We start from the raw sequence: 25,089 nt of genomic DNA, 5'->3' as shown, positions 1-25,089 counted from the left end.
CATGGTCATTACCCCGCAGAGGCGTAAAATCCTGCTCATCAATTAAGGAGACCGCCATGAAACACGACCATTTTGTTGTTCAAAGCCCTGACAAACCGGCTAAACAGTTACTGCTCCTGTTTCATGGCGTGGGCGATAATGCCGTCAACATGGGACAGATTGGCAGCTGGTTTGCCCCCATTTTCCCGGAAGCGCTGATTGTCAGCATCGGTGGCGTGGAGCCGTGCGGCCCTGACGGACGGCAGTGGTTCTCTGTCCAGGGCGTGACGGAGGAGAACCGTCAGGCGCGCATTGATGCCATCATGCCCACCTTCATCGACATTGTGCGCTACTGGCAGCAGCAGAGCGGCGTTGGCGCTGACGCAACGGCGCTGATTGGCTTCTCTCAGGGGTCAATCATGTCGCTGGAAAGCGTAAAAGCGCAGCCGGGTCTGGTTTCACGCGTCATCGCGTTTAACGGGCGTTATGCGACGCTGCCGACAAGCGCGACCACGCAGACCACCATCCATCTTATTCACGGTGGCGAAGACCGGGTGATTGAGCTTTCACATGCGGTGGCGGCCCAGGAAGCGCTGATGCGCGAAGGCGGGGATGTGACGCTGGATATTGTGGACGATCTGGGCCACGCGATTGACGACCGCAGCATGCAGTTTGCGCTCGACCATCTGCGCTATACCGTGCCGAAGCACTACTTTGATGAAGCGCTCAGCGGCGGTAAGCCGAATGATGATGATATTGTAGAGTTTATGTGAGTTGCCCCTCACCCCAGCCCCTCTCCCCTTTGGGAAGAGGGTCAGGGTGAGGAGAGGGCACAATTACTTCTTCTGGTCTTTGTTCGGCCAGTCGTCGTCATCGTCCCACTTGTCGTTAAAATCACGGTGCGGCGGAAGATCCGGCTTATTCGCGAGAAATTTTTTGTGGTCAACGCGCTTAAGGTCTTTAATCACGTTCAGCAGTACGCCGACCAGAAACACCAGCACCAGAATCCACCAGTACTTTGAAAGCCAATCCATTCGCTATTCCTCTCTGAGCGTTCGTCAGGCGACGAGTTGCTCCATAATACGTTGATACATGCGGGCCAGCAGTTGTAAATCAGCTGCGTTCACACACTCATTGATTTTGTGAATCGTCGCGTTAACCGGACCCAGTTCGACAACCTGTGCACCCATGCGGGCGATAAAGCGCCCGTCTGAGGTGCCGCCGGTCGTCAGCAGCTGTGGCTTAATTTCATTATAGTGCTCAATGGCGTTCACCACCGCATCCACCAGCTTACCGCGCTGCGTCAGGAACGGCTGGCCGGAAAGCCACCAGTCAACGGTGTAGCGCAGGTTGTATTTTTCCAGCAGAGCGACAACGCGCGCTTTGATCGCCTCATCGGTCAGTTCGGTGCTGAAGCGGAAGTTGAACTGGACGAAGAAGTCCCCCGGGATGACATTATTGCTGCCGGTCCCGGCCTTGACGTTGGCGATCTGCATGCTGGTCGGCGGGAAGAACTCGTTGCCTTTATCCCACTCAATGCCCACCAGTTCGCTCAGCATTGGCGCAGCGCGATGAACCGGGTTATCGGCCAGATGCGGATAGGCCACGTGCCCCTGAACGCCGTGTATGGTCAGGTTACAGGTCAGCGAGCCGCGGCGCCCGTTTTTGACGACATCACCCACCACTTCGGTACTGGACGGCTCCCCGACCAGGCAGTAGTCGAGGCGCTCGTTGCGCGCCATCAGCGCTTCAACGACTTTTACGGTACCGTTATGGGCGCTGGCTTCTTCATCGGAGGTGATCAAAAACGCGAGACGGTTTTTGTGGTTCGGGTGCTGAGCCACAAAACGCTCTGCCGCCACCACCATCGCCGCCAGCGAGCCTTTCATGTCTGCCGCGCCGCGACCAAAGAGCATGCCATCGCGAATGGTCGGTTCAAATGGCGGGTTAATCCAGCGATCCGCGTCACCTGCGGGAACGACGTCAGTGTGCCCGGCAAAGGCCAGCGTTTCGCCCTGGCCGCGCCACGCCCAGAAGTTCTGGGTGTCGCCAAAATCCATGCGCTCAACGGTAAAACCGATGGCGCGCAGGCGCTCAATCATTAATGCCTGACAACCTGCGTCGTCCGGGCTAAGGGAGGGACGGCGAATAAGCTGTTGAGTCAGCTCAATGACCGGGCATGACATACACTACACCTCAACGAAAAAGTCAGAATAAAGGGTTTCACTGAAACCCAGCAGCATAGGCTGACCTGGCTTGCAGAGCAATGGGCGTTTGATCATTGCCGGCATGTCGAGCATCAGTTTTGCCGCGCTGTCGGCGTCGTGAATGCTGGTGCGCACGGATTCGTCCAGTTTACGCCAGGTGGTGCCGCGGGTGTTCAGCAGCGCTTCCCATCCCAGTTCGTTAATGGCGGTATGCAGAAATTCTGCATCAAGCCCGTCGGCACGGTAATCGTGGAAGCGGTACTCGACGTTATTGGTTTCCAGCCAGCGGCGCGCTTTTTTGATGGTGTCGCAATTTTTAATGCCGTACATCACAACCATGTTGAATCCTTTTGCTCTTATGGCGATAAAATGTTCAGTAAATTCGATGATATATCCTTAAGCGGAATATAACACATTCAGGAATGCTCTGGATTTACACTTCTTCTTAATTCAACTCACAGCTGTACGCTGAATATTCTTTCACCATTTAAGCATAGAAGTCCATCAGGGTTAAATTGCTATTAAACTCAACGGAAAAATAAAACTCACCCGTTCGTAGGGTTATTTCAAAATATTGCTGGCCGTCACACAAAATTTAAGCTTCTCCGTTCATATTTATCATAAATCTCCAGCGGTGGCGGGGTACAATCACAGCAATTGGTTAAATAGTCTTCACAATGATGATACGTTTTCGTAGAATGCGCATAATAATAAGAGAGGTTGTTATGATTGAACGTGAACTGGGGAACTGGAAAGATTTTATCGAAGGCATGCTTCGTAAATGACATTCAGTAAGAATTGCAAGAGCACTAAAATAAGTAAAATAACCATAGTGTGAATTAATCACACAATAAAAAGGCGGCCGATAAAGCCGCCTTTTTTTATGGCTGCGGGTTATTCCTGTCGTTCCCGGAGCGGGAAGCGACGACGCACCAGCACAAAGAACAGCGGCACAAAATAAATCGCCAGAATGGTGGCTGAAATCATGCCCCCCATCACACCGGTACCCACCGCATGCTGGCTGCTTGAGCCTGCACCCGTGCTGGTTGCCATCGGCAGCACACCAAAAATGAACGCCAGCGAGGTCATCAGGATCGGACGTAAGCGCTGGCGGCAGGCGTGCAGCGTGGCTGCCATCAGCTCGTGACCTTTGGCATTCATCTCGTTGGCAAACTCTACGATCAGGATGGCGTTTTTCGCCGACAAGCCGATCACCGTGAGTAACCCCACCTGGAAGTAAACGTCGTTCTCCAGGCCGCGCATCCAGGTTGCCAGCAGCGCACCGATAACCCCAAGCGGCACTACCAGCATCACGGAGAATGGAACCGACCAGCTCTCATACAGCGCGGCAAGGCAGAGGAAGACCACCAGCAGAGAAAGCGCATACAGGGCAGGGGCCTGCGCCCCGGAGAGACGCTCCTGGTAAGACATCGCCGTCCATTCCAGACCAAACCCTGCGGGCAACTGTTGCACCAGCTTTTCCATGGTGTCCATCGCCGTACCGGTGCTGACGCCCGGCGCGGCTTCACCGACGATCTCAACCGCGGAATAGCCGTTATAGCGCTCCAGACGCGGTGAACCGCTCTCCCAGCGCGAGGTGGCAAAGGCCGAGAACGGCACCATTCCGCCCGCATTATTGCGTACATACCAGCGGTTAATATCGTCTGGCAGCATGCGGTATGGCGCGGCGGATTGCACATACACTTTTTTAACGCGACCGCGATCCATAAAGTCATTCACATAGCTTGAACCCCACGCCGTTTGTAGCGTGTCGTTGATGTCGTCGATGGAAACGCCCAGCGCCTGCGCCTTACGTTGATCAATATCCACCTGCAGCTGCGGGCTGTCATCCAGACCGTTGTGACGGACGCGGGTCAGGCCGGGATCTTTCCCTGCAAGTTCTAACAGCTTGTCGCGCGCGGCCATCAGCGCCGTGTGGCCCGCACCGGCGTGGTCCTGCAGCTCCATATCAAACCCGGCAGAACTGCCGAGACCGCTGATGGCCGGCGGGCTGCTGGCAAAGACGCGCGCTTCTTTAATATGCGCAAACGCTTTGGTCGCGCGCTCAATAATGGCAAACGAGGTGCCCGTTTTGGTGTCGCGTTCGTCCCAGTCTTTCAGACGGACAAACATGCGGGCGACGTTCTGCCCGTTCCCGCCCGGACCGGAGCCGACGGTGGAGAAGACCGACACTACGTTATCTTTCTCTTTAGTAAAGAAGTACTGCTCTACGTTCTGAACCACCTTCAGTGTCTGCTGCTGCGTGGATCCGCTCGGGAGCTGCACTGAGGTAATGAACATTCCCCGGTCTTCCTGCGGCAGGAACGAAGTAGGCAGATGCAGGAACAGCCACACCATACCGCCCAGCAGCACAACGTAAATCATCATCCAGCGCAGGCTGCGGTGCAGCACCTTGCCGACGGCAGATTCATACCGCTCGGCATTGCGGTTGAACATGCGGTTAAACCAGCCGAAGAACCCTTTCTGGCCGTGATGTTCCCCTTTGTGCAGCGGCTTAAGGAGGGTGGCACAGAGCGCGGGGGTGAGGATCAGCGCTACCAGCACGGAGAGCACCATCGCCGAGACGATGGTTATCGAGAACTGACGATAAATCGCCCCGGTTGTACCGCCAAAGAAGGCCATCGGAATAAAGACTGCCGACAGCACCATCGCGATACCGACTAACGCCCCCTGGATTTGTCCCATCGATTTGCGCGTTGCCTGTCGCGGGGTTAGCCCCTCTTCGCTCATGATGCGCTCGACGTTTTCGACCACCACGATGGCATCATCCACCAGCAGGCCAATCGCCAGCACCATCGCAAACATCGTCAGGGTATTAATGCTGTACCCGAACGCATAGAGCACCGCGAAGGTACCCAGCAGCACCACCGGGACGGCAATGGTGGGGATCAGCGTCGCGCGGAAGTTTTGCAGGAACAGGTACATCACCAGGAATACCAGGGCGATCGCTTCCAGCAGGGTCTTCACCACGTCCTCAATCGACGCTTTAACGAAGGAGGTGGTTTCATAGGCGACTTTGTACTCCAGCCCGTGCGGGAAATATTGCGACAGCTCATCCAGACGGTCTAACACCAGTTTCGCCGTCGCCATTTCGTTCGCGCCGGAGGCCAGCTTGATCCCCAGGCCGGAGGCCGGGTTGCCGTTAAAGCGGCTCAGGTAGTCGTATTTTTCAGCGCCCATTTCCACCGTGGCGACATCGCCCAGACGCACTTCCGAGCCATCCTGATTCACGCGCAGGGTGATGTTGCGGAACTGGTCCGGGGTCTGCAGCAGGGACTGTGAGTTAATGGTGGCATTCAGCGCTTGTTTATCGACGGAAGGCGTTCCGCCCAACTGCCCCACGGCAATTTGCGCGTTCTGAGCTTTGATGGCATCCGTTACGTCGGTCGCCGTCATCTGGAAGCTGTTCAGCTTGTTGGGATCGAGCCAGATGCGCATTGAGTACTGAGAGCCATAGGCGTCGATATCCCCGACGCCGTTAATGCGGCTGAGCGGATCCTGAATATTACTGGCGACGTAGTCCGCAATATCCTGTTTATCCATCGAGCCATTGGTGGAGACAAACGCGATGGTCAGAATGTTGGTATCACCGGTTTTACGCACGGTGACGCCCTGGTTCTGCACGGCCTGGGGCAGCTTACGCATGGCCGACTGCAGCTGGTTTTGTACCTGCTGTACCGCTTCGTCCGGGTCAGTGCCTGCCTTAAAGCTCAGGGTGACCGTCGCCTGACCCGTCGCGCTGCTTTGCGACGACATGTACATCAGGTTATCGAGGCCCGTCATGTTCTGCTCGATAACCTGCGTCACGGTATTTTCCAGCGTCTGCGCGGAAGCGCCGGGGTAGTTTGCCGTGACCCGCACGTTAGGCGGCGCCAGATCGGGATATTGCTCAACAGGAAGTGAAGTAATGGCCAGGACACCCGTCAGACATAACAGAATGGCAAGTACCCAGGCAAAAATGGGGCGATCGATGAAAAAATTCGCCATGAAAAAGTGACCTCGTTTTGCTGCACGTCATTATTGTTTATTGCCCGCATCACTGTAGCGGCAAGACGAAGACCAAACGTGGAGAAATAAAGGAGATAGTGTAAATTATCATGCGCTTTTCTCCGCGCTTCCTCCTTTACCGTTATTTACCGGTTAACGGCGCGGGCACCGGGAACGTCACGCTGACCTGCGTGCCGCCGCTTTGCGGCTGCGAAAAGTGCAGCGTTCCGCCGAGCCGTTGCGCGCGTTCTCGCATAATGTTCAACCCGTAGTGTCCCGGCGGCTCGCTGGCCTCGCCAATCCCGATGCCGTTATCGCGAATGCTGACGCTGTGCGTACCGTCTACGGCGGTCACGCAGCTGACGGTGATCTCGCTGGCCTGAGCGTGCTTGATCGCATTGAGCACGGCCTCCCGCACGATCTGCAGCAAATGCACCTGCTTCTGCGCATCCAGCGCCAGCGAGGAGAGACGGCAGTCGAGATGCAGCTTCGCCTGCGTCTGGCTCTGCAGGGCATCGAGGGACTCCTGCAGCGCCGCGGGTAAATTCGCATGATTCAGCGTCAGGCGGAAGGTGGTCAGCAGCTCGCGCAGCTGCTGCCAGGCGTTGTTCAGCTCGCGGGAGAAGTCGGTGATGATCGCCTGCGCGGGGGCATTATCCTCCGGTACGGCGTGTTTAAGCAGCGTGAGCTGGATCCGCAGATAGGAGAGCACCTGCGCCAGCGAATCATGCAGCTCGCGGGCGATGGTGGCGCGCTCCTCCATCAGCAGCAGCTGCTGGTAATGCTTCTGCGCCTGGTTAAAGTACAGCCCGCGCCCGAGCATGGTCGCCACGCTTCTCATCAGCGGGAGGGGAACGCTGCCCGCCTCGCTTTGCCAGCGCAGCTCGCCGTAGAGGGTGTCCTGCATCAGAACCGGCAGGTTTTGCAGAGGGAGAGCGTCCGACTCCGTGCCTTCACACAGCCGCCAGTCGTCGCTGGTGCGTAATTCCAGGTAATTCATCTGCGTGTATTCATGGACAATCTGCAAAATGTGCCGGAAGCACAGGCTGTCTATCTGCCCGGTATTCAGCGCCTGGGAGCATTTGAACAGCATGTCGAGCTGCTGGTGGGCCTCATGTAAATGCCGCGTCTTTTCCGCGACGGAGGCTTCAAGCGAACGATACAGAGTATGCAGTTCGCCCGACATATGGTTAAAGGCGCGGGAGAGCTGACCCAGCTCGTTGGGCAGGGCGGTGTCCGGCGCTGGGGTCGTAAATTCGCCTCGCTCAATGCGTTCGCTGGCCGCCACCAGATTGTTCAGCGGCAACACCACCTGGCGACGAATGCGCCGCAGGGTAAACAGCGTCAGCAGCAGGATCCCGAGCGCGCCAGCCAGAGAGAGCAGGGTCACCGTCTGGATTTTATTTTCGGTGTAGTGCTGGAGGGCGAGCACAAAGGCATCAATGCGGCCGACAAAATCCTCAATATGCGCGTCATACCAGGCGCTGTCGCCGCGGGCGATGTGCTTATCCATTTCCAGCCAGGCCACGTGCAGCTGCTGATAGCGCGCTTTAACGTTGTCCGGGACGTACCAGCGGTTCAGCTTCTGCAGGGAGGGGGCGCTTAACGTCCGCTGCCAGCTCTCGCGATGCGCGATGAGAGAAGGGCTGTTGCGCTGCATTTCATAGCCGAGACGGTAGCTCTGCATGCGCAGTGAACCCGCAATATTGATGGCTTCAGCGTCACGCTGGCTGCTTGCAAGCGTCAGCAGCGCGACGGTGCTGGTCAGCACAGACAAGGCAATGATCGAAAAGAAAGCCCAGGCAAGGCTCCCTGAAACGGGGCGTTTAACGGTCACGGAACGGATCTCTGCATAAAATGGCTCAGCCACAGGTCACGGGCAGTTGTACATTGCCTGATAACGGCGTAGCGAGCAAATAGCTTATTCGTACTAAAGATAAGGTTATTGATCCGAATACCGCTTTGGGCATTAACCTGAAATCTGGAGGGAAGAGACGCGCTGCCTGAGCCGACGAACGACAAAGCGGGCTTCACGGGGTAGTATAAATAGACTCATTTAGCCGTGGAGCCCGTATGTCCCTGAACATTACCGTTATCAAAGACAAAATCCTTTCTGAAAATTACTTTGTCCTGCGTAACATCACTTACGATTTAACCCGTAAGAACGGTGACGTGATTCGCCACAAACGCGAAGTCTACGACCGGGGCAATGGCGCAACCATTCTGCTGTATAACCGTGAAAAGCAGAGCGTGGTGCTGATTCGCCAGTTTCGGGTCGCAACCTGGGTCAACGGCAACGAGGACGGGCGTCTGATTGAAACCTGCGCCGGTCTGCTTGATGACGATGAGCCGGAAGTCTGCATCCGCAAGGAGGCCGTCGAGGAGACAGGTTTTGAAGTGGGAGAGGTGCAAAAAGTCTTTGAGCTTTTCATGTCCCCTGGCGGCGTCACCGAGTTGGTCCACTTCTTCATTGCGGAATACACCGATGCCCAGCGCACTCACCGCGGCGGCGGCGTAGAGGATGAAGATATTGAAGTGCTGGAAATGCCTTTCGCTCAGGCCGTTGAGATGGTCAAACGCGGCGAAATCCGCGACGGTAAAGCGGTGATCCTGCTGCAGTATCTGCAAACCAGCGGACTGATGAACGGCGCTCAGGTATCGTGATAAGTTGTATTTCAGATAAATCTATCCGATAAATCCGATTGAGCCCGCCCGCCCTGGGCACGAAGATACGCCCCAGATTGACCTATTCGTTTCCGGGGCTGTGCCATTCATGCGCTACTGCGTTTTTCTTCTCTTCGTTTTTTGCGTGCTACCTGCACCGCGGGTGTGGGCCGCGCCTGCACAGCAGTCCTTCTCAGACTGGCAGGTTACCTGCAATAACCAGAATTTTTGCGTAGCGCGCAATACCGGCGAGCATCACGGTCTGGTCATGACCCTGAGCCGTAGCGCCGGTGCGAAAACGGACGCCAGCCTGCGCATCGATCTCGGCGGACTTTCGGCCCCACCTGTAAAAGAGCCTGACATCGCCCCGCGCCTGCTGCTCGACAATGTTCCGTTAAAACTCACTGCACCGCACTGGCAGTTAACGTCCTGGCATCTCAAGACTGACGATACGGGCACCATTACCACGTTTCTGAAAACCATTCAGGAAGGGCAGGCGCTGACCCTGCGCGGAGGAAAGCAGACGATCTCGCTGGTCGGCCTGAAAGCGGCGCTGCTGTTTATCGACGCCCAGCAGAAGCGCGTTGGCAGCGAAACGGCATGGATTAGAAAAGGGGATAGCCCGCCGCTGAGCGTGCCGCCGGCACCAGCGTTAAAAAAGGTAGCCGTTGTGAACCCGACGCCGACGCCACTGACGCATGGCGAACTGAACGATCTGCTGGATTACGGTAACTGGCGCATGAACCACAGCCAGTGCTCCCTCGACCCAAACCGTCGGGAAGTGCGCGTGACCGCGTTGACCGATGACAAAGCGCTGATGATCATCAGCTGTGAAGCGGGCGCGTACAATACCGTCGACCTCGCGTGGCTGGTGTCGCGTAAAAAACCGTTTGCTGCCAGAAGCGTCAGGCTGCGTCTGCCGTTTACCCCCTCCAGCCAGAGCAGTGACATGGAGCTCATGAATACCCGCTTTGATGAGAAGACGCGCGAGCTGACGACGCTGGCGCTGGGGCGCGGGATCGGAGACTGTGGGATCCAGACGCGCTGGCGTTTTGACGGCCAGCGTTTCCGCCTGGTGCGCTACGCCGAGGAGCCGAGCTGTGATAACTGGAATGGGCCAGATGCCTGGCCCACGCTGTGGATCACACGCTAGTTTTGCCGGGTGGCGCTGTCGCTTACCCGGCAACGCAGACCGCACTAGATCACGCTCAGCGCCTTCTCCACCACGTTCTCAACGGTAAAGCCGAAATACGGGAACAGCTTGTCGGCAGGGGCGGATTCACCGTAACCCCGCATGCCAACAATCGCTCCTTTCAGTCCCACATATTTGTACCAGTAATCGGCAATACCGGCCTCCACCGCCACGCGTGCCGCGACGCTGGACGGCAGTACCGATTCCCGGTACGCCTCATCCTGGGCGTCAAAGATATCCGTTGAGGGCAGGGATACCACGCGCACCGCGTGACCTTCGGCGGTCAGTTTCTCCGCCGCTTTCACCGTAATTTCCACCTCAGAGCCGGTGGCAATCAGGATAACGTCCGGCTTGCCGCCGCTGTCTTTCAGGATGTAACCGCCGCGGGCGATGTTTTTTACCTGCTCCGGCGTGCGCTCAATCTGCGCCAGGTTCTGGCGTGACAGAATTAATGCCGTTGGGCCATTGTGACGTTCCACCGCCAGCTTCCAGCCCACCGCGGCCTCGACCTGATCGCACGGACGCCAGGTGCTGAAGTTCGGCGTTAAGCGCAGGCTCGCGAGCTGTTCCACCGCCTGGTGCGTCGGGCCATCTTCACCCAGCCCGATGGAGTCGTGGGTGTAAACCATGATCTGCCGGGCCTTCATCAGCGCCGCCATGCGTGCCGCGTTACGGGCGTACTCGACGAACATCAGGAAGGTGGCGGTATACGGCACGAAGCCGCCGTGGTGGGCAATGCCGTTGGCGATGGCGGTCATCCCGAACTCGCGCACGCCGTAGTGAATGTAGTTCCCGGCGATGTCCTCTTTGAGCGATTTCGAGCCGGACCAGATCGTCAGGTTACTTGGCGCCAGATCCGCCGAGCCGCCCAGCAGTTCGGGCAGGATTGGGCCAATCGCGTTCAGGGTATTTTGCGACGCCTTACGGGTGGCGATTTTCGCCGGGTTAGACTGCAGGTTTTCAATCAGCGCCTGGGTTTTATCGTCCCAGTCCTCCGGCAGGCCACCGCTCATGCGGCGGGAAAACTCGGCGGCCAGCTCCGGGTGCGCTTTTTTGTAGGCGGCAAATTTTTCGTTCCACGCGTGCTGTGCTTTCTCACCGTCCTCGCGCGCATCCCAGGCTCGGTAGATCTCTTTTGGGATCTCAAAGGGCGGGTATTTCCAGCCCAGCTTCTGCCGGGTTAACGCCACTTCCTCCTCGCCCAGCGCCGCGCCGTGCGCCTCTTCTTTGCCCGCTTTGTTCGGTGAGCCGAAGCCAATGGTGGTGCGGCAGATAATCAGGGAGGGTTTGTCCGTCACGCTCTGCGCTTCCTGAATTGCTTTCTTTACCGCCTCAGGATCGTGGCCGTCGATTTCGTGCACCACGTGCCAGTGATAGGCTTCAAAGCGTTTTGCCGTGTCGTCGGTAAACCAGCCCTCGGTTTCCCCGTCGATGGAGATGCCGTTGTGGTCGTAGAAGCCAATCAGCTTGCCGAGCCCCAGCGTGCCGGCCAGCGAGCAGACCTCGTGGGAGATCCCCTCCATCAGGCAGCCGTCACCCATAAAGACGTAGGTGTAGTGATCGACAATCTCGTGGTCCGGCTGGTTAAACTGCGCGGCCAGCGTGCGCTCGGCAATCGCCAGCCCGACGGCATTGGCCAGCCCCTGGCCCAGCGGCCCGGTGGTGGTTTCAACGCCCGGCGTATAGCCAATCTCCGGGTGGCCCGGCGTTTTGGAGTGCAACTGGCGGAAGTTTTTAAGCTCTTCCAGCGGCAGATCGTAGCCGGAAAGGTGCAGCAGGCTGTAGAGCAGCATCGAGGCGTGGCCGTTGGAAAGAATAAAACGGTCGCGGTCGTACCAGGTCGGGTCGTTAGGGTTGTGCTTCAGGAAGTCGTTCCACAGCACTTCGGCAATATCGGCCATCCCCATCGGGGCGCCAGGGTGGCCGGAATTGGCTTTTTGCACGGCATCCATGCTGAGGGCGCGAATGGCGTTGGCGAGCTCTTTACGGGACATAGTTCACTCCGTGGCAAGGTTAAAGTTTGGCGGCGAGAAGATCTTCAAGTTTGCGCTGGTCGACGGCGAACTGGCGAATGCCGTCCGCCAGTTTTTCCACGGCCATAGGATCCTGGTTATGCTCCCAGCGGAACTCTGCTTCGGTCATGGCTTTTGGTTTCGGCAGGACGGTAGAGGTCGGTACCAGCTTACGCATCACCGTTTCGTCGCTCTCCTGCAGCTTTTTCAGCAGATCAGGGGAGATGGTCAGGCGGTCGCAGCCCGCGAGCGCCAGGATCTGCTCGGTGCGGCGGAAGCTGGCCCCCATCACGATGGTTTCGTAGCGGTGCTGTTTGTAATAATCGTAGATATTACGCACCGACTTCACGCCAGGGTCTTCCTCTACCACGTACGGATCCATCGGCTGCTTCGCCTGGTACCAGTCGTAAATACGCCCGACAAACGGCGAGATCAGGAACACGCCCGCCTCGGCACAGGCGCGCGCCTGCGCAAAGGAGAACAGCAGCGTCAGGTTGCAGTGGATACCCTCTTTTTCCAGCACCTCCGCCGCGCGGATGCCTTCCCACGTCGACGCGAGCTTGATCAGAATGCGTGATTTATCGATCCCCTGCTCCTGGTAGAGCTCCACCAGACGACGCGCCTTGTTAATACTCTTTTCCTGGTCGAATGAGAGGCGGGCATCCACTTCGGTAGAGACGCGCCCCGGAATGCTTTTCAGAATTTCCGCACCAAAATTAACCGCCAGCTTGTCGCTGGCTTCGGCAACCTGCTGCTCCTGCGTTTTCCCGCGCTGTTTGCCGTAGGCAATCGCGTCATCAATCAGATGACTAAAATGGGCAAGCCCCGCCGCTTTGAGCAGCAGCGAAGGGTTGGTGGTCGCATCCTCCGGCTGATAGTGGCGAATCGACTCGATATCGCCGCTGTCTGCAACCACGGTGGTGAATTGTTTGATGCCGTCTAGCTGGTTCATAAATAATTACTCCTTGGAAATAAAAGAGTTAGATGAGTGCGTTAGTTCACACTTCTGAGAAAATCATGATGGACTTAACAAAAAAGCATAGCAGACGGGGGAGGCATTGCTTTTGAGACGGGTAACATGGCTGATATAAATTGATAACAATTTTTAATGTTTGATGGTGAGAGTTTGGCAGCCTTCAAAGTTTATGCGCTGTCCTGAGGCGATACTAGGCGACACACCAGGGTGTGCATCAGGATCGCTTACGTCACCCTTTTGATCGATACGTGAAAGGAAAAATAAGATGGATGAGCAGTTGAAACAGAGTGCCCTCGATTTTCACGAGTTCCCTGTCCCCGGTAAAATTCAGGTCTCCCCCACCAAGCCGCTGGCGACGCAGCGCGATCTGGCGCTGGCCTACTCGCCGGGCGTTGCTGCGCCGTGTCTGGAGATCGAAAAAGACCCGCTGGCGGCCTACAAATACACCGCGCGCGGCAACCTTGTCGCAGTGATCTCTAACGGCACGGCGGTACTGGGTCTCGGTAACATCGGCGCGCTGGCCGGTAAGCCGGTGATGGAAGGGAAGGGCGTTCTGTTCAAGAAATTCGCCGGTATTGACGTGTTCGATATCGAAGTGGACGAACTCGATCCCGATAAATTCATCAATGTGGTGGCCGCGCTGGAGCCGACCTTCGGCGGTATCAACCTGGAAGACATCAAAGCGCCGGAATGTTTCTATATCGAGCAGAAGCTGCGCGAGCGTATGAACATTCCCGTGTTCCATGACGACCAGCACGGTACGGCGATCATCAGCACCGCTGCCATTCTCAACGGCCTGCGCGTGGTGGAGAAAAATCTCTCCGACGTGCGCATGGTGGTCTCCGGTGCGGGGGCTGCGGCCATCGCCTGTATGAACCTGCTGGTGGCGCTGGGGATGCAGAAACACAACATTGTAGTCTGCGATTCCAAAGGCGTGATCTATAAGGACCGCGAGCCGAACATGGCGGAAACCAAAGCGGCGTACGCGGTGGAAGACGACGGCAAGCGTACGCTTGAGGACGTGATTGACGGCGCGGATATCTTCCTTGGTTGTTCAGGACCGAAAGTGCTGACCCAGGAGATGGTGAAGAAAATGGCGCGCGCGCCAATGATTCTGGCGCTGGCGAACCCTGAGCCGGAAATTCTGCCGCCGCTGGCGAAAGCGGTGCGCGAAGACGCCATTATCTGTACCGGCCGTTCGGATTACCCGAACCAGGTCAACAACGTGCTCTGCTTCCCGTTCATCTTCCGCGGTGCACTGGACGTGGGCGCAACGGCGATCAACGAAGAGATGAAGCTGGCCGCGGTTCACGCCATTGCGGAGCTGGCCCACGCCGAGCAGAGCGAAGTGGTCGCGTCTGCCTATGGCGATCAGGATCTGAGCTTTGGCCCGGACTACATTATTCCAAAACCGTTCGACCCGCGCCTGATTGTCAAAATTGCGCCAGCTGTTGCCAAAGCGGCGATGGACTCCGGCGTGGCGACGCGCCCGATAACCGATTTCGACGCGTACGTCGATAAGCTCACCGAGTTTGTCTACAAAACCAACCTGTTTATGAAGCCGATATTCTCCCAGGCGCGCGCCGACGCGAAGCGCGTGGTGCTGGCGGAAGGGGAAGAGGCGCGCGTGCTGCACGCGACGCAGGAGCTGATCACCTTAGGGCTGGCGAAGCCGATCCTGATCGGTCGTCCGAGCGTGATCGAGATGCGTATTCAGAAGCTGGGCCTGCAGATCAAGCCGGGCGTCGACTTCGAGATCGTTAACAACGAATCCGATCCGCGCTTTAAGGAGTACTGGAACGAATACTACGCGATCATGAAGCGTCGCGGGATCACCCAGGAGCAGGCGCAGCGGGCGGTGATCAGCAATACCACGGTGATCGGCGCGATTATGGTGCATCGCGGCGAAGCGGATGCGCTGATCTGCGGCACCATCGGCGATTACCACGAGCACTTCAGCGTGGTGCAGGAGATCTTCGGCTATCGCGACGGCGTTCATACCGCCGGGGCGATGAACGCGCTGCTGCTGCCAAGCGGCAACACCTTTATTGCAGATACCTACGTGAATGACGATCCGACTCCGGACGAGCTGGCGGAGATCACCGTAATGGCCGCCGAGACCGTGCGCCGCTTTGGTATCGAGCCGAAGGTGGCGCTGCTGTCGCACTCTAACTTTGGTTCGTCTAAATCCGCGGCGGCATGCAAAATGCGCCAGACCCTGGAGCTGGTGCGCGAGCGTGCGCCAGAGCTGATGATTGACGGGGAAATGCACGGCGATGCCGCGCTGGTGGAGAGCATCCGTAACGAACGTATGCCGGACAGCCCGCTGAAGGGATCGGCGAACATACTGATTATGCCGAACGTGGAAGCGGCGCGTATCAGCTATAACCTGCTGCGCGTCTCCAGCTCTGAAGGGGTGACCGTGGGGCCGGTGCTGATGGGCGTGGCGAAACCCGTGCATGTATTAACGCCGATTGCCTCCGTGCGCCGCATCGTGAACATGGTGGCGCTGGCGGTAGTTGAGGCGCAGACGCAGCCGCTGTAAGGGCGTTTTGTCGGGTGGCGCGTTCGCTTACCCGACCTACGGATTGAGTAGGCCGGATAAGCGCAGCGCCATCCGGCAGTTAAATCCAGTCGCGTACTTTAAGAAACTCACTCAAGGCAGCCTCCGGGCTGCCTTCTTTTGGTTCGTAGCAGTACTCCCAGCGCACCAGCGGCGGCATCGACATTAAAATCGATTCCGTGCGTCCGCCGGTCTGCAGGCCGAACAGCGTACCGCGATCCCACACCAGGTTGAACTCCACGTAGCGCCCGCGACGATAAAGCTGGAACTCGCGCTCGCGCACGCCGTAGTCGGTGTTTTTACGGCGTTCGACAATCGGCAGGTACGCGTCGGTAAAGCCTTCGCCCACCGCGCGCATAAAGCTGAACGCGGTGTCAAAATCCGGCGTGTTGAGATCGTCAAAGAACAATCCGCCGATGCCGCGCTGCTCGTCGCGGTGCTTCAGGTAAAAGTAGTCGTCGCACCACTTTTTAAATTTCGGGTAGACGTCTTCGCCAAACGGCTGGCAGAGGTCGCGCGCGGTGGTGTGCCAGTGCACGGCATCCTCTTCAAAGCCGTAGTAGGGCGTGAGGTCGAAACCGCCGCCAAACCACCAGACCGGTTCGGCTCCCGGTTTTTCTGCAATGAAAAAGCGCACGTTGGCGTGGCTGGTCGGCACGAACGGGTTATGCGGGTGGATCACCAGCGAGACGCCCATCGCTTCGAAGCTGCGGCCCGCCAGCTCAGGGCGATGCGCGGTCGCAGACGCGGGCATGGCATCGCCGTGAACGTGGGAGAAATTCACTCCCGCCTGTTCGAAGATGCCGCCGTTACGCAGCACGCGGCTGCGCCCGCCGCCGCCCGCTTCGCGCTGCCAGCTATCTTCCTGGAATTCGCCGCCGTCTGCGGCGGCCAGTTTCCGGCAAATCTCATCCTGCTGCTGCAGCAGGAACGTTTTGACCAGCTGTGCATTGGGTTTCATCAGCGTTTCCTGGAGTGCGCTTTCTGGTTATCGAACCAGTTGAAGTAACTGATAATGCCGGAGGCGATGGCGTTGGCGATCTTCTGGCGAAACGCCGCAGTGCCGAGCAGGCGCTCTTCTTCCGGGTTGGTAATAAAGGACGTTTCCACCAGCACGGACGGGATGGACGGTGACTTCAGCACCACAAACGCCGCCTGTTCGGTGCTTTTACTGTGCAGACGATGCACCGGCTTAATCCGTTTGAGAATATGCGAGCCGAGCGTCAGGCTGTTTTTAATGGTGTCCGTCTGCACGAGGTCAAACAGCACCTGCTGTAAGAGATGATCTTTATCGGTGGCTTTCTTCCCGGCCACTTCATCCGCCCGGTTTTCTCGGTCGGAGAGGTACTTCGCCATGGCGCTACTGGCGCCGCGGTTGGAGAGAGCAAACACCGAAGCGCCTGCGGCTGACGGGTTGGTAAAGCCGTCCGCGTGGATCGACATAAACAGATCCGCACCGTGCTGGTGGGCGATCTCAACGCGGTCATACAGCGGAATAAACGTGTCGCCGGAGCGCGTCAGGCGGGCGTCAATGCCGTTGCTGCGTAAAATCGATCGCACATTTTTTGCAATCGCCAGCACGACGTGTTTTTCTTTCGACCCGTTTTTGCCAATGGCGCCGGTATCAATCCCGCCGTGGCCCGGGTCGAGCATCACCAGACGCTTTGCGCCCGGCTTTTTGGTTTTCGGCTTGCTGTGTCCGTTACCGGTTTTGAGCGTGCTTTCGTCTTTAGCCTGAGCCTGCTTAGCGATGCCCGTTAACGTTAAGGCCGCCAGCCCCGCTTTGAGAACCTGACGACGCGATGTGAGTGCTTTTAATGGTTTGAATGTGCTCATGCGGCCTGAATACTAAAAAATGGGGTCCTGGTGTTATATCGTATCGTGTTTCCCGTTACGACAGTCCTTATTGAGAATTGTTTTACTTTTCATTTCAATACGTGACAAAGTGACATTATGCCAAATTTTGGCGAGATTTTCCCCGGTTATTGGCTAAACGTCCCGTTCACGCCATAATCACTGTTTTTAAACCCGAAAAGGCAGTTAATACCATGGAGATACGCGTTTTTCGCCAGGAAGATTTCGAAGAGGTGATCACCCTTTGGGAGCGCTGCGATTTGCTGCGTCCGTGGAACGACCCGGAAATGGACATCGAGCGTAAGGTAAACCACGACGTCAGCCTGTTTCTGGTCGCGGAAGTGAACGGCGAGGTCGTCGGCACCGTCATGGGCGGCTACGATGGCCACCGAGGCTCGGCCTATTATCTGGGCGTGCACCCGGAATACCGGGCGCGCGGCATCGCCAATGCGCTGCTTAATCGTCTGGAAAAGAAACTCATCGCCCGAGGCTGCCCGAAAATCCAGATCATGGTGCGGGAAGATAACGACGTGGTGTTGGGCATGTATGAGCGTCTGGGCTACGAGCACGCCGACGTGCTGACGCTAGGTAAGCGTTTGATTGAAGATGAAGAGTACTGAGATCCACCCGGCTGACTATGACGCGCAGGGCCGCGTCAGGCTGCCTTTCTTATTCTGGTGCGTTTTGCTCCTCCAGGCCCGCACCTGGGTGCTGTTTGTGATGGCCGGCGCCTCGCGCGGGCAGGGCGATACGCTGCTGAATCTCTTCTATCCCGATCACGATGCCTTCTGGATCGGATTACTGCCGGGCATTCCTGCCGTGCTGGCGTTTTTGGTCAGCGGGCGGCGGCACCTGATGCCACGCTTGTGGGGCGGGCTTCGCTGGCTGCTGATCCTCGCCCAGATTGCGCTGCTCTTCTGGCAGCCGGTGCTCTGGTGGTACGGTGAACCGCTGACGGGTATTGGCATTACGCTGGTGGTGGCGGATATCGTGGCGTTGCTGTGGCTGCTGACCAACCCGCGTCTTCGCGCCTGTTTTAGGCATCAGGATGATTAATGCGGCACTTTTTGCCGAAGTCGCACTCCAACAAGCGTTGATTTAATTAGAAAGGACGTTTCAATGAAATCGCTGCGTTTACTTTTATGCGCTCTCCCGCTGGCGTTGACCGGCTGTTCGACGCTCTCCTCCATTAACTGGTCTGCGGCCTATCCGTGGAACTGGTTTGGTTCGTCCACCGAAGTCACCGAGCAGGGCGTAGGAAAAATTACCGCGTCTACGGCGCTGGAGCAGGACGCCATTCAGGATGCCCTGAGCAGTGACTATCGCCTGCGCAGCGGCATGAAAACCGAGAATGGCAACATTGTGCGTTACTTTGAAGCGCTGAAGGGCGACAAGCTGGCGCTGGTGATCAACGGTGACAAAGGCACGGTAAACCGAATTGCCGTGATGGATGACGATATTCCGACGGCGAGCGGTGTGAAAGTGGGTACGCCGTTTAGCGAACTTTATAAGCAGGCCTTTGGCAACTGCACCAGCGTACCATCAGACGACAAGGTCGCGGTGGAATGTAAGGCGGAAGGCAGCCAGCACATCAGCTATATCTTCACCGGAACCTGGAGCGGCCCGGAAGGATTGATGCCCTCTGACGACACGCTGAAGAGCTGGAAAGTGAGCAAAATAGTCTGGAAGCAGTAATTTGCGCCTGAACAAACCGCCTCGCTGAAATCCGGGTATAATAGCCGCCATCAATGCCACGCTGACGTGGCATCTTTATTTCAGGAGGAGCGATGTCTCAGGTTCAGAGTGGCATTTTGCCAGAACATTGCCGCGCGGCGATTTGGATTGAAGCCAATGTCAAAGGGGACGTGGATGCCCTGCGCGCGGCCAGCAAAGTTTTCGTTGATAAACTGGCCACCTTCCAGGCCAAATTCCCGGAAGCCCATCTGGGTGCCGTTGTTGCCTTCGGCAATAACGTCTGGCGTCAGCTGAGCGGCGGCGAAGGGGCGGAAGAGCTGAAAGACTTCATCCCTTACGGCAAAGGCCTGGCGCCGGCCACCCAGTACGACGTACTTATCCACATCCTCTCCCTGCGCCACGACGTGAACTTTTCCGTTGCACAGGCGGCGGTAGAGGCTTTTGGCGACAGCATCGACGTGCAGGAAGAGGTTCACGGCTTCCGCTGGGTGGAAGAGCGCGATCTGAGCGGCTTCGTTGACGGCACCGAAAACCCGGCGGGTGAAGAGACGCGCCGTGAAGTGGCGGTGATCAAAGACGGCGTGGACGCGGGCGGCAGCTACGTGTTCGTCCAGCGCTGGGAGCACAACCTCAAGCAGCTTAACCGCATGAGTGTGCACGACCAGGAGATGATGATTGGCCGCACCAAAGAAGCCAACGAAGAGATTGACGGCGATGAGCGTCCGGTGACCTCTCACCTGTCCCGCGTTGACCTCAAAGAGAACGGTAAAGGGCTGAAGATTGTTCGTCAGAGCCTGCCGTACGGCACGGCAAGCGGCACGCACGGCCTCTACTTCTGCGCCTACTGCGCGCGCCTGTACAACATTGAGCAGCAGCTGCTGAGCATGTTCGGTGACACCGACGGCAAGCGCGACGCCATGCTGCGCTTCACCAAACCGGTGACCGGCGGCTACTACTTTGCGCCGTCCGTTGAGCGCCTGCTGGCGCTGTAATACCCCTCACCCTGTCCCTCTCCCAACAGGGGAGAGGGGAAAAGTGCCTTATTCCCTTTTCTGCTTCTAAATCACCAAACGGTATATAAAACCGTTACTCCTTTCGACCTCGTTATAAATATTATGACTATAAGATAGTCATCACATTTATAAGGGTGCGCAATGGCCGTTACTGTACTGAAAAAAGGAACTCTGGCGCTGGCAGGTTTACTGCTGGTGGCCCAGGCGCAGGCGACTGAACTGTTAAACAGTTCGTATGACGTCTCCCGCGAGCTGTTTGCCGCCCTTAACCCGCCGTTTGAACAGCAGTGGGCGAAAGACAATAACGGCGATAAGCTGACCATCAAGCAGTCTCACGCCGGTTCATCCAAACAGGCGCTGGCGATCCTGCAGGGGCTGAAAGCGGACGTGGTGACCTACAACCAGGTGACTGACGTGCAGATCCTGCACGACAAGGGCAAGCTGATCCCGGCGGACTGGCAGAGCCGTCTGCCGAACAACAGCTCGCCGTTCTATTCCACCATGGGCTTCCTGGTGCGCAAGGGTAACCCGAAGAATATCCACGACTGGAGCGACCTGGTGCGTTCCGACGTGAAGCTGATTTTCCCGAACCCAAAAACCTCCGGTAACGCGCGCTACACCTATTTAGCCGCGTGGGGCGCGGCGGACAAGGCTGACGGCAACGACAAAGCCAAAACCGAGCAGTTCATGACCCAGTTCCTGAAAAACGTCGAAGTGTTTGATACCGGCGGACGTGGGGCGACCACGACCTTCGCCGAGCGTGGGCTGGGCGACGTGCTGATCAGCTTTGAATCCGAAGTGAATAACATTCGTAAACAGTACGAAGCGCAGGGCTTCGAAGTGGTTATCCCGAAAACCAACATCCTGGCCGAGTTCCCGGTGGCGTGGGTGGATAAAAACGTGCAGGCAAACGGGACCGAGAAAGCGGCAAAAGCTTATCTCAACTACCTGTATAGCCCGCAGGCGCAGACCATCATCACCGATTATTACTACCGCGTGAACAACCCGGACGTCATGAACAAACTGAAAGACAAATTCCCGCAGACCGCGCTGTTCCGCGTGGAAGATCATTTCGGCTCCTGGCCTGAGGTGATGAAAACGCATTTTGCCAGCGGCGGTGAGTTAGACAAATTGCTGGCGGCGGGGCGTAAGTAATGTTTGCAGTTTCGACAAAACGCGTGCTGCCGGGCTTTACCTTAAGTCTCGGGACCAGCCTGCTGTTCGTCTGCCTGATCCTGCTGTTGCCGCTCAGCGCGCTGGTGATGCAGCTTGCTCAGATGAGCTGGGCGCAGTACTGGGATGTGGTCACCAACCCGCAGGTGGTAGCGGCCTACAAGGTGACGCTGCTGTCGGCGTTTGTCGCCTCGATTTTTAACGGCGTGTTTGGCCTGCTGATGGCGTGGATCTTAACCCGCTATCGCTTCCCGGGCCGTACGCTGCTTGATGCACTGATGGATCTGCCGTTTGCGCTGCCGACGGCGGTTGCGGGCTTGACCCTCGCGTCGCTCTTCTCCGTGAACGGGCTGTACGGCGAGTGGCTGGCAAAGCTTGATATCAAAGTGACCTATACCTGGCTTGGGATCGCGGTGGCGATGGCCTTCACCAGCATCCCGTTTGTGGTCCGTACCGTGCAGCCGGTGCTGGAAGAGCTGGGTCCGGAATACGAAGAAGCGGCGGAAACGCTGGGCGCCACCCGCTGGCAGAGCTTCCGCAAGGTGGTTCTGCCGGAGCTCTCTCCGGCGCTGATGGCGGGTGTTGCGCTGTCGTTTACCCGCAGCCTCGGTGAGTTCGGCGCGGTGATTTTCATCGCCGGGAACATCGCCTGGAAAACGGAAGTTACCTCGCTGATGATTTTTATCCGTCTGCAGGAGTTTGATTATCCGGCGGCGAGCGCGATTGCCTCGGTGATCCTGGCGGCCTCGCTGCTGCTGCTGTACTCGATTAACACTCTGCAAAGTCGCTTTGGTCGACGTGTGGTAGGTCACTGATGGCGGAAGTTACGCAATTGAAGCGATACGATGCGCCCCGCATCAACTGGGGTAAATGGTTTCTGATTGGCGTGGGCGTGCTGGTTTCCGCCCTCATCCTCGTCGTGCCGACGATTTATATCTTCGTCCAGGCGTTCAGCAAGGGGCTGATGCCCGCGCTGGAAAACCTGGCGAACCCGGACATGCTGCACGCCATCTGGCTGACGGTGCTGATTGCGTTAATCACCGTACCGGTGAACCTGGTCTTCGGTACGCTGCTGGCCTGGCTGGTGACGCGCTTTAACTTCCCGGGACGTCAGCTGCTGCTGACCCTGCTGGATATCCCGTTTGCCGTGTCGCCTGTTGTTGCCGGTCTGGTTTACCTGCTCTTTTACGGCTCCAACGGCCCGCTGGGCGGCTGGCTGGATGAACATAACCTGCAGATCATGTTCGCCTGGCCGGGCATGGTGCTGGTGACCATCTTCGTGACCTGTCCGTTTGTGGTACGCGAACTGGTGCCGGTGATGTTAAGCCAGGGCAGCAATGAAGACGAAGCGGCGGTGCTGCTGGGCGCATCCGGCTGGCAGATGTTCCGCCGCGTGACGTTGCCGAACATTCGCTGGGCGCTGCTTTACGGCGTGGTGCTGACCAACGCCCGCGCCATCGGTGAGTTTGGTGCGGTGTCGGTGGTTTCCGGCTCGATTCGTGGTGAAACGCTGTCGCTGCCGTTACAGATTGAGTTACTGGAACAGGACTACAACACCGTCGGTTCCTTTACTGCCGCAGCGTTGCTGACGCTGATGGCCATTTTGACCCTGTTTTTGAAGAGTGTGGTGCAGTGGCGTTTAGAGAATCAGGAAAAACGTCAGCATCAGGAGGGAAATCATGAGCATTGAGATTGCCAATATTAAGAAGTCTTTTGGTCGCACCCAGGTGCTGAATGATATCTCACTGGATATCCCTTCCGGACAAATGGTAGCGCTGCTGGGGCCGTCTGGCTCGGGCAAAACCACGCTGCTGCGGATTATCGCCGGGCTTGAGCATCAGACCAGCGGGCACATCCGCTTCCACGGCACTGACGTGAGCCGCCTGCACGCCCGCGATCGTAAAGTGGGTTTTGTATTCCAGCATTACGCGCTGTTCCGCCACATGACCGTTTTCGACAATATCGCCTTTGGCCTGACCGTGCTGCCGCGTCGTGAACGCCCGGATGCGGCAACCATTAAGGCGAAAGTGACCAAACTGCTGGAGATGGTACAGCTGGCTCACCTGGCGGACCGCTTCCCGGCCCAGCTTTCCGGCGGGCAGAAGCAGCGCGTGGCGCTGGCGCGCGCGCTGGCCGTTGAGCCACAAATTTTGCTGCTGGATGAACCCTTCGGCGCGCTGGACGCGCAGGTGCGCAAAGAGCTGCGCCGCTGGCTGCGTCAGCTGCATGAAGAGCTGAAATTCACCAGCGTCTTCGTGACTCACGACCAGGAAGAGGCCATGGAGGTCGCGGACCGCGTAGTGGTCATGAGCCAGGGCAACATTGAGCAGGTTGACGAGCCGGAGCAGCTCTGGCGCGAGCCGGCGACCCGCTTCGTGCTGGAGTTTATGGGCGAGGTGAACCGTCTGCAGGGCACCATTCGCGGCGGGCAGTTCCACGTCGGCGCGCACCGCTGGCCACTGGGCTACACTTCTGCGCACCAGGGGCCGGTCGATCTGTTCCTGCGCCCGTGGGAGGTGGACGTCAGCCGCCGCACCAGCCTGGACTCTCCGCTGCCAGTACAGGTACTGGAAGCTAGCCCTAAAGGGCACTACACCCAATTGGTGGTACAGCCGCTGGGATGGTATACCGAGCCGCTGACCGTGGTCATGCGCGACGACGTCCCGCCGCACCGGGGTGAGCGCCTGTTTGTCGGGCTGCAGCATGCCCGTATTTATCACGGTAACGAGCGGATTGAGGCGCGCGAGGATATTGCTCTGGCTGAGTCAGCCTGATAGGTTATTGAGTATGTTTTTCGCCCGGTGGCGTGATGCTTACCGGGCTTTTTATTGAGTAAAAATCGTGAATACACTCGAACACACCATCGGCAACACTCCTCTGGTCAAGCTTCAGCGCATGGGGCCGAACAACGGCAGCGAAATCTGGGTCAAACTCGAAGGCAATAACCCGGCGGGGTCGGTGAAAGACCGCGCGGCGCTGTCGATGATCGTTCAGGCCGAAAAACGCGGCGAAATTAAGCCAGGCGACGTGCTGATTGAGGCCACCAGCGGCAACACCGGTATTGCGCTGGCGATGATCGCCGCGCTGAAAGGCTACCGCATGAAGCTGCTGATGCCGGACAACATGAGCCAGGAGCGCCGCGCCGCGATGCGCGCCTACGGGGCCGAGCTGATTCTGGTCACCAAAGAGCAGGGGATGGAAGGGGCACGCGACTTAGCGTTAGCGATGGCCGAGCGCGGCGAAGGTAAGCTGCTCGATCAGTTCAACAACCCGGACAATCCGTACGCACACTACACCACCACCGGGCCGGAGATCTGGCAGCAGACCGGCGGGCGCATCACCCATTTTGTCTCCAGCATGGGGACTACCGGCACCATTACCGGCGTGTCGCGGTTTCTGCGCGAGCAGGAGAAAGCTGTCACCATCGTTGGCCTGCAGCCGGAAGAGGGGAGTAGCATTCCGGGCATTCGCCGCTGGCCGGCGGAGTATATGCCGGGCATTTTTAATGCGCAGCTTGTGGACCAGGTGCTGGATATTCATCAGCGCGAGGCGGAAAATACCATGCGTGAGCTGGCCGTGCGTGAAGGTATCTTCTGCGGCGTCAGCTCGGGCGGCGCGGTAGCGGGTGCGATTCGGGTGGCGCAGGCAAACCCGGGGGCGGTGGTGGTGGCGATTATTTGCGATCGCGGCGATCGCTATCTGTCTACCGGCGTCTTTGGTGAAGAGAGTTATTCGCAGGGGGCGGGGATTTAA

23 protein-coding genes are annotated in these 25,089 nt (G+C 57.8%); 14 read left to right on the top strand and 9 right to left on the bottom strand.

Going from position 1 to position 25,089, the window contains the following annotated elements:
* The first annotated feature begins 56 nt into the window (after window positions 1-56).
* Window positions 57-752, top strand: coding sequence for an esterase (gene ypfH, locus MX657_RS16545; RefSeq protein WP_346806186.1), 696 nt, complete (start codon window positions 57-59; stop codon window positions 750-752).
* Window positions 753-815: 63 nt separating this feature from the next.
* On the opposite strand, the gene MX657_RS16540 is transcribed toward ypfH, so the two are convergent.
* Genes MX657_RS16540 through MX657_RS16530 form a run of 3 tightly spaced genes read right to left on the bottom strand, consistent with a single transcriptional unit; the run spans window position 816 to window position 2,525 of the window.
* On the bottom strand, window positions 816-1,013 hold the full coding sequence (locus MX657_RS16540; RefSeq protein WP_023308751.1) for a hypothetical protein: 198 nt from the start codon (window positions 1,011-1,013) through the stop codon (window positions 816-818).
* A gap of 24 nt (window positions 1,014-1,037) precedes the next feature.
* The gene (gene dapE, locus MX657_RS16535; protein ID WP_333017373.1) at window positions 1,038-2,165 is read right to left on the bottom strand and encodes a succinyl-diaminopimelate desuccinylase; all 1,128 of its coding nucleotides are present in this window, start codon (window positions 2,163-2,165) and stop codon (window positions 1,038-1,040) included.
* Window positions 2,166-2,168: 3 nt separating this feature from the next.
* Complete coding sequence (locus tag MX657_RS16530; protein WP_346806185.1) at window positions 2,169-2,525, bottom strand: ArsC family reductase; 357 nt, start codon at window positions 2,523-2,525, stop codon at window positions 2,169-2,171.
* A gap of 386 nt (window positions 2,526-2,911) precedes the next feature.
* Between MX657_RS16530 and ypfM the strand changes: the two genes are divergently transcribed.
* Window positions 2,912-2,971: a protein YpfM gene (gene ypfM / locus MX657_RS16525; protein ID WP_015572204.1), complete on the top strand. Its 60-nt coding sequence runs from the start codon at window positions 2,912-2,914 to the stop codon at window positions 2,969-2,971.
* 109 nt (window positions 2,972-3,080) lie between these two features.
* Here ypfM and acrD read toward each other — a convergent pair whose 3' ends face one another.
* Together acrD and narQ are read right to left on the bottom strand one after the other, a co-directional pair.
* Window positions 3,081-6,194: a multidrug efflux RND transporter permease AcrD gene (acrD, locus tag MX657_RS16520; protein ID WP_346806184.1), complete on the bottom strand. Its 3,114-nt coding sequence runs from the start codon at window positions 6,192-6,194 to the stop codon at window positions 3,081-3,083.
* Window positions 6,195-6,336: 142 nt separating this feature from the next.
* Window positions 6,337-8,031: a nitrate/nitrite two-component system sensor histidine kinase NarQ gene (narQ, locus tag MX657_RS16515; RefSeq protein ID WP_346806183.1), complete on the bottom strand. Its 1,695-nt coding sequence runs from the start codon at window positions 8,029-8,031 to the stop codon at window positions 6,337-6,339.
* A 236-nt stretch (window positions 8,032-8,267) separates the two neighbouring features.
* Between narQ and nudK the strand changes: the two genes are divergently transcribed.
* Both nudK and MX657_RS16505 read left to right on the top strand, forming a co-directional pair.
* Window positions 8,268-8,858 (top strand): GDP-mannose pyrophosphatase NudK, encoded by a 591-nt coding sequence (gene nudK, locus MX657_RS16510; RefSeq protein WP_080328469.1) that lies wholly within the window; start codon window positions 8,268-8,270, stop codon window positions 8,856-8,858.
* A gap of 109 nt (window positions 8,859-8,967) precedes the next feature.
* A complete protein-coding gene (locus tag MX657_RS16505) occupies window positions 8,968-10,011 on the top strand; it encodes a DUF1176 domain-containing protein (RefSeq protein ID WP_346806182.1) in 1,044 nt (347 codons plus the stop codon).
* A 44-nt stretch (window positions 10,012-10,055) separates the two neighbouring features.
* Here the strand turns inward: MX657_RS16505 and tkt are convergent, their stop codons facing one another.
* Together tkt and tal are read right to left on the bottom strand one after the other, a co-directional pair.
* Entirely contained in the window at window positions 10,056-12,044 is a 1,989-nt protein-coding gene (tkt, locus tag MX657_RS16500) for a transketolase (RefSeq protein WP_218727105.1), read from the bottom strand.
* A gap of 19 nt (window positions 12,045-12,063) precedes the next feature.
* Entirely contained in the window at window positions 12,064-13,014 is a 951-nt protein-coding gene (gene tal, locus MX657_RS16495) for a transaldolase (RefSeq protein ID WP_080328472.1), read from the bottom strand.
* A 289-nt stretch (window positions 13,015-13,303) separates the two neighbouring features.
* On the opposite strand from tal, the gene maeB reads away from it, so the two are divergent.
* Entirely contained in the window at window positions 13,304-15,583 is a 2,280-nt protein-coding gene (maeB, locus tag MX657_RS16490; protein ID WP_080328473.1) for an NADP-dependent oxaloacetate-decarboxylating malate dehydrogenase, read from the top strand.
* A gap of 79 nt (window positions 15,584-15,662) precedes the next feature.
* On the opposite strand, the gene hemF is transcribed toward maeB, so the two are convergent.
* Both hemF and amiA read right to left on the bottom strand, forming a co-directional pair.
* Window positions 15,663-16,562: an oxygen-dependent coproporphyrinogen oxidase gene (hemF, locus tag MX657_RS16485; RefSeq protein ID WP_346806181.1), complete on the bottom strand. Its 900-nt coding sequence runs from the start codon at window positions 16,560-16,562 to the stop codon at window positions 15,663-15,665.
* Window positions 16,562-17,437, bottom strand: coding sequence for an N-acetylmuramoyl-L-alanine amidase AmiA (amiA, locus tag MX657_RS16480; protein WP_080328475.1), 876 nt, complete (start codon window positions 17,435-17,437; stop codon window positions 16,562-16,564). The genes hemF and amiA overlap by 1 nt, the downstream gene beginning before the upstream one ends.
* Before the next feature lie 212 nt (window positions 17,438-17,649).
* Here amiA and MX657_RS16475 point away from each other — a divergent pair, with 212 nt between their 5' ends.
* From MX657_RS16475 to cysM, 9 genes are all read left to right on the top strand, one after another.
* Window positions 17,650-18,075 (top strand): GNAT family acetyltransferase, encoded by a 426-nt coding sequence (locus MX657_RS16475; protein ID WP_003861292.1) that lies wholly within the window; start codon window positions 17,650-17,652, stop codon window positions 18,073-18,075.
* A complete protein-coding gene (locus MX657_RS16470; protein WP_346806180.1) occupies window positions 18,062-18,511 on the top strand; it encodes a DUF2919 domain-containing protein in 450 nt (149 codons plus the stop codon). The genes MX657_RS16475 and MX657_RS16470 overlap by 14 nt, the downstream gene beginning before the upstream one ends.
* 63 nt (window positions 18,512-18,574) lie before the next feature.
* A complete protein-coding gene (locus MX657_RS16465; protein ID WP_119915390.1) occupies window positions 18,575-19,150 on the top strand; it encodes an RpoE-regulated lipoprotein in 576 nt (191 codons plus the stop codon).
* Window positions 19,151-19,242: 92 nt separating this feature from the next.
* Window positions 19,243-20,142, top strand: a complete 900-nt coding sequence (locus MX657_RS16460) for a Dyp-type peroxidase (RefSeq protein WP_346806179.1) — start codon at window positions 19,243-19,245, stop codon at window positions 20,140-20,142.
* Between the two features lie 162 nt (window positions 20,143-20,304).
* Window positions 20,305-21,318, top strand: a complete 1,014-nt coding sequence (gene cysP, locus MX657_RS16455; RefSeq protein ID WP_080328479.1) for a thiosulfate/sulfate ABC transporter substrate-binding protein CysP — start codon at window positions 20,305-20,307, stop codon at window positions 21,316-21,318.
* Window positions 21,318-22,151: a sulfate/thiosulfate ABC transporter permease CysT gene (cysT, locus tag MX657_RS16450; protein ID WP_014884745.1), complete on the top strand. Its 834-nt coding sequence runs from the start codon at window positions 21,318-21,320 to the stop codon at window positions 22,149-22,151. The genes cysP and cysT overlap by 1 nt, the downstream gene beginning before the upstream one ends.
* Entirely contained in the window at window positions 22,151-23,026 is an 876-nt protein-coding gene (cysW, locus tag MX657_RS16445; protein WP_028014000.1) for a sulfate/thiosulfate ABC transporter permease CysW, read from the top strand. Before cysT ends, cysW begins: the two co-directional genes overlap by 1 nt.
* Window positions 23,016-24,110: a sulfate/thiosulfate ABC transporter ATP-binding protein CysA gene (gene cysA / locus MX657_RS16440; protein ID WP_061097451.1), complete on the top strand. Its 1,095-nt coding sequence runs from the start codon at window positions 23,016-23,018 to the stop codon at window positions 24,108-24,110. Before cysW ends, cysA begins: the two co-directional genes overlap by 11 nt.
* 67 nt (window positions 24,111-24,177) lie before the next feature.
* On the top strand, window positions 24,178-25,089 hold the full coding sequence (cysM, locus tag MX657_RS16435; RefSeq protein WP_252001932.1) for a cysteine synthase CysM: 912 nt from the start codon (window positions 24,178-24,180) through the stop codon (window positions 25,087-25,089).

The sequence above is a fragment of the Enterobacter chuandaensis genome (assembly GCF_039718975.1).
GTDB classification, from domain to species: Bacteria; Pseudomonadota; Gammaproteobacteria; order Enterobacterales; family Enterobacteriaceae; genus Enterobacter; species Enterobacter chuandaensis.
The sequence above is the reverse complement of the archived record's forward strand: the minus strand, read 5'-3'. Positions and strand labels throughout refer to the sequence as shown.

What these genes read in the sequence shown, in the direction of transcription:
- ypfH (WP_346806186.1), top strand. Translation starts at nt 57, where the DNA reads ATGAAACACGACCATTTTGTTGTTCAAAGCCCTGACAAACCGGCTAAA.
- MX657_RS16540 (WP_023308751.1), bottom strand. Translation starts at nt 1,013, where the DNA reads ATGGATTGGCTTTCAAAGTACTGGTGGATTCTGGTGCTGGTGTTTCTG.
- dapE (WP_333017373.1), bottom strand. Translation starts at nt 2,165, where the DNA reads ATGTCATGCCCGGTCATTGAGCTGACTCAACAGCTTATTCGCCGTCCC.
- MX657_RS16530 (WP_346806185.1), bottom strand. Translation starts at nt 2,525, where the DNA reads ATGGTTGTGATGTACGGCATTAAAAATTGCGACACCATCAAAAAAGCG.
- acrD (WP_346806184.1), bottom strand. Translation starts at nt 6,194, where the DNA reads ATGGCGAATTTTTTCATCGATCGCCCCATTTTTGCCTGGGTACTTGCC.
- nudK (WP_080328469.1), top strand. Translation starts at nt 8,268, where the DNA reads ATGTCCCTGAACATTACCGTTATCAAAGACAAAATCCTTTCTGAAAAT.
- MX657_RS16505 (WP_346806182.1), top strand. Translation starts at nt 8,968, where the DNA reads ATGCGCTACTGCGTTTTTCTTCTCTTCGTTTTTTGCGTGCTACCTGCA.
- tkt (WP_218727105.1), bottom strand. Translation starts at nt 12,044, where the DNA reads ATGTCCCGTAAAGAGCTCGCCAACGCCATTCGCGCCCTCAGCATGGAT.
- tal (WP_080328472.1), bottom strand. Translation starts at nt 13,014, where the DNA reads ATGAACCAGCTAGACGGCATCAAACAATTCACCACCGTGGTTGCAGAC.
- maeB (WP_080328473.1), top strand. Translation starts at nt 13,304, where the DNA reads ATGGATGAGCAGTTGAAACAGAGTGCCCTCGATTTTCACGAGTTCCCT.
- hemF (WP_346806181.1), bottom strand. Translation starts at nt 16,562, where the DNA reads ATGAAACCCAATGCACAGCTGGTCAAAACGTTCCTGCTGCAGCAGCAG.
- amiA (WP_080328475.1), bottom strand. Translation starts at nt 17,437, where the DNA reads ATGAGCACATTCAAACCATTAAAAGCACTCACATCGCGTCGTCAGGTT.
- MX657_RS16475 (WP_003861292.1), top strand. Translation starts at nt 17,650, where the DNA reads ATGGAGATACGCGTTTTTCGCCAGGAAGATTTCGAAGAGGTGATCACC.
- MX657_RS16470 (WP_346806180.1), top strand. Translation starts at nt 18,062, where the DNA reads ATGAAGAGTACTGAGATCCACCCGGCTGACTATGACGCGCAGGGCCGC.
- MX657_RS16465 (WP_119915390.1), top strand. Translation starts at nt 18,575, where the DNA reads ATGAAATCGCTGCGTTTACTTTTATGCGCTCTCCCGCTGGCGTTGACC.
- MX657_RS16460 (WP_346806179.1), top strand. Translation starts at nt 19,243, where the DNA reads ATGTCTCAGGTTCAGAGTGGCATTTTGCCAGAACATTGCCGCGCGGCG.
- cysP (WP_080328479.1), top strand. Translation starts at nt 20,305, where the DNA reads ATGGCCGTTACTGTACTGAAAAAAGGAACTCTGGCGCTGGCAGGTTTA.
- cysT (WP_014884745.1), top strand. Translation starts at nt 21,318, where the DNA reads ATGTTTGCAGTTTCGACAAAACGCGTGCTGCCGGGCTTTACCTTAAGT.
- cysW (WP_028014000.1), top strand. Translation starts at nt 22,151, where the DNA reads ATGGCGGAAGTTACGCAATTGAAGCGATACGATGCGCCCCGCATCAAC.
- cysA (WP_061097451.1), top strand. Translation starts at nt 23,016, where the DNA reads ATGAGCATTGAGATTGCCAATATTAAGAAGTCTTTTGGTCGCACCCAG.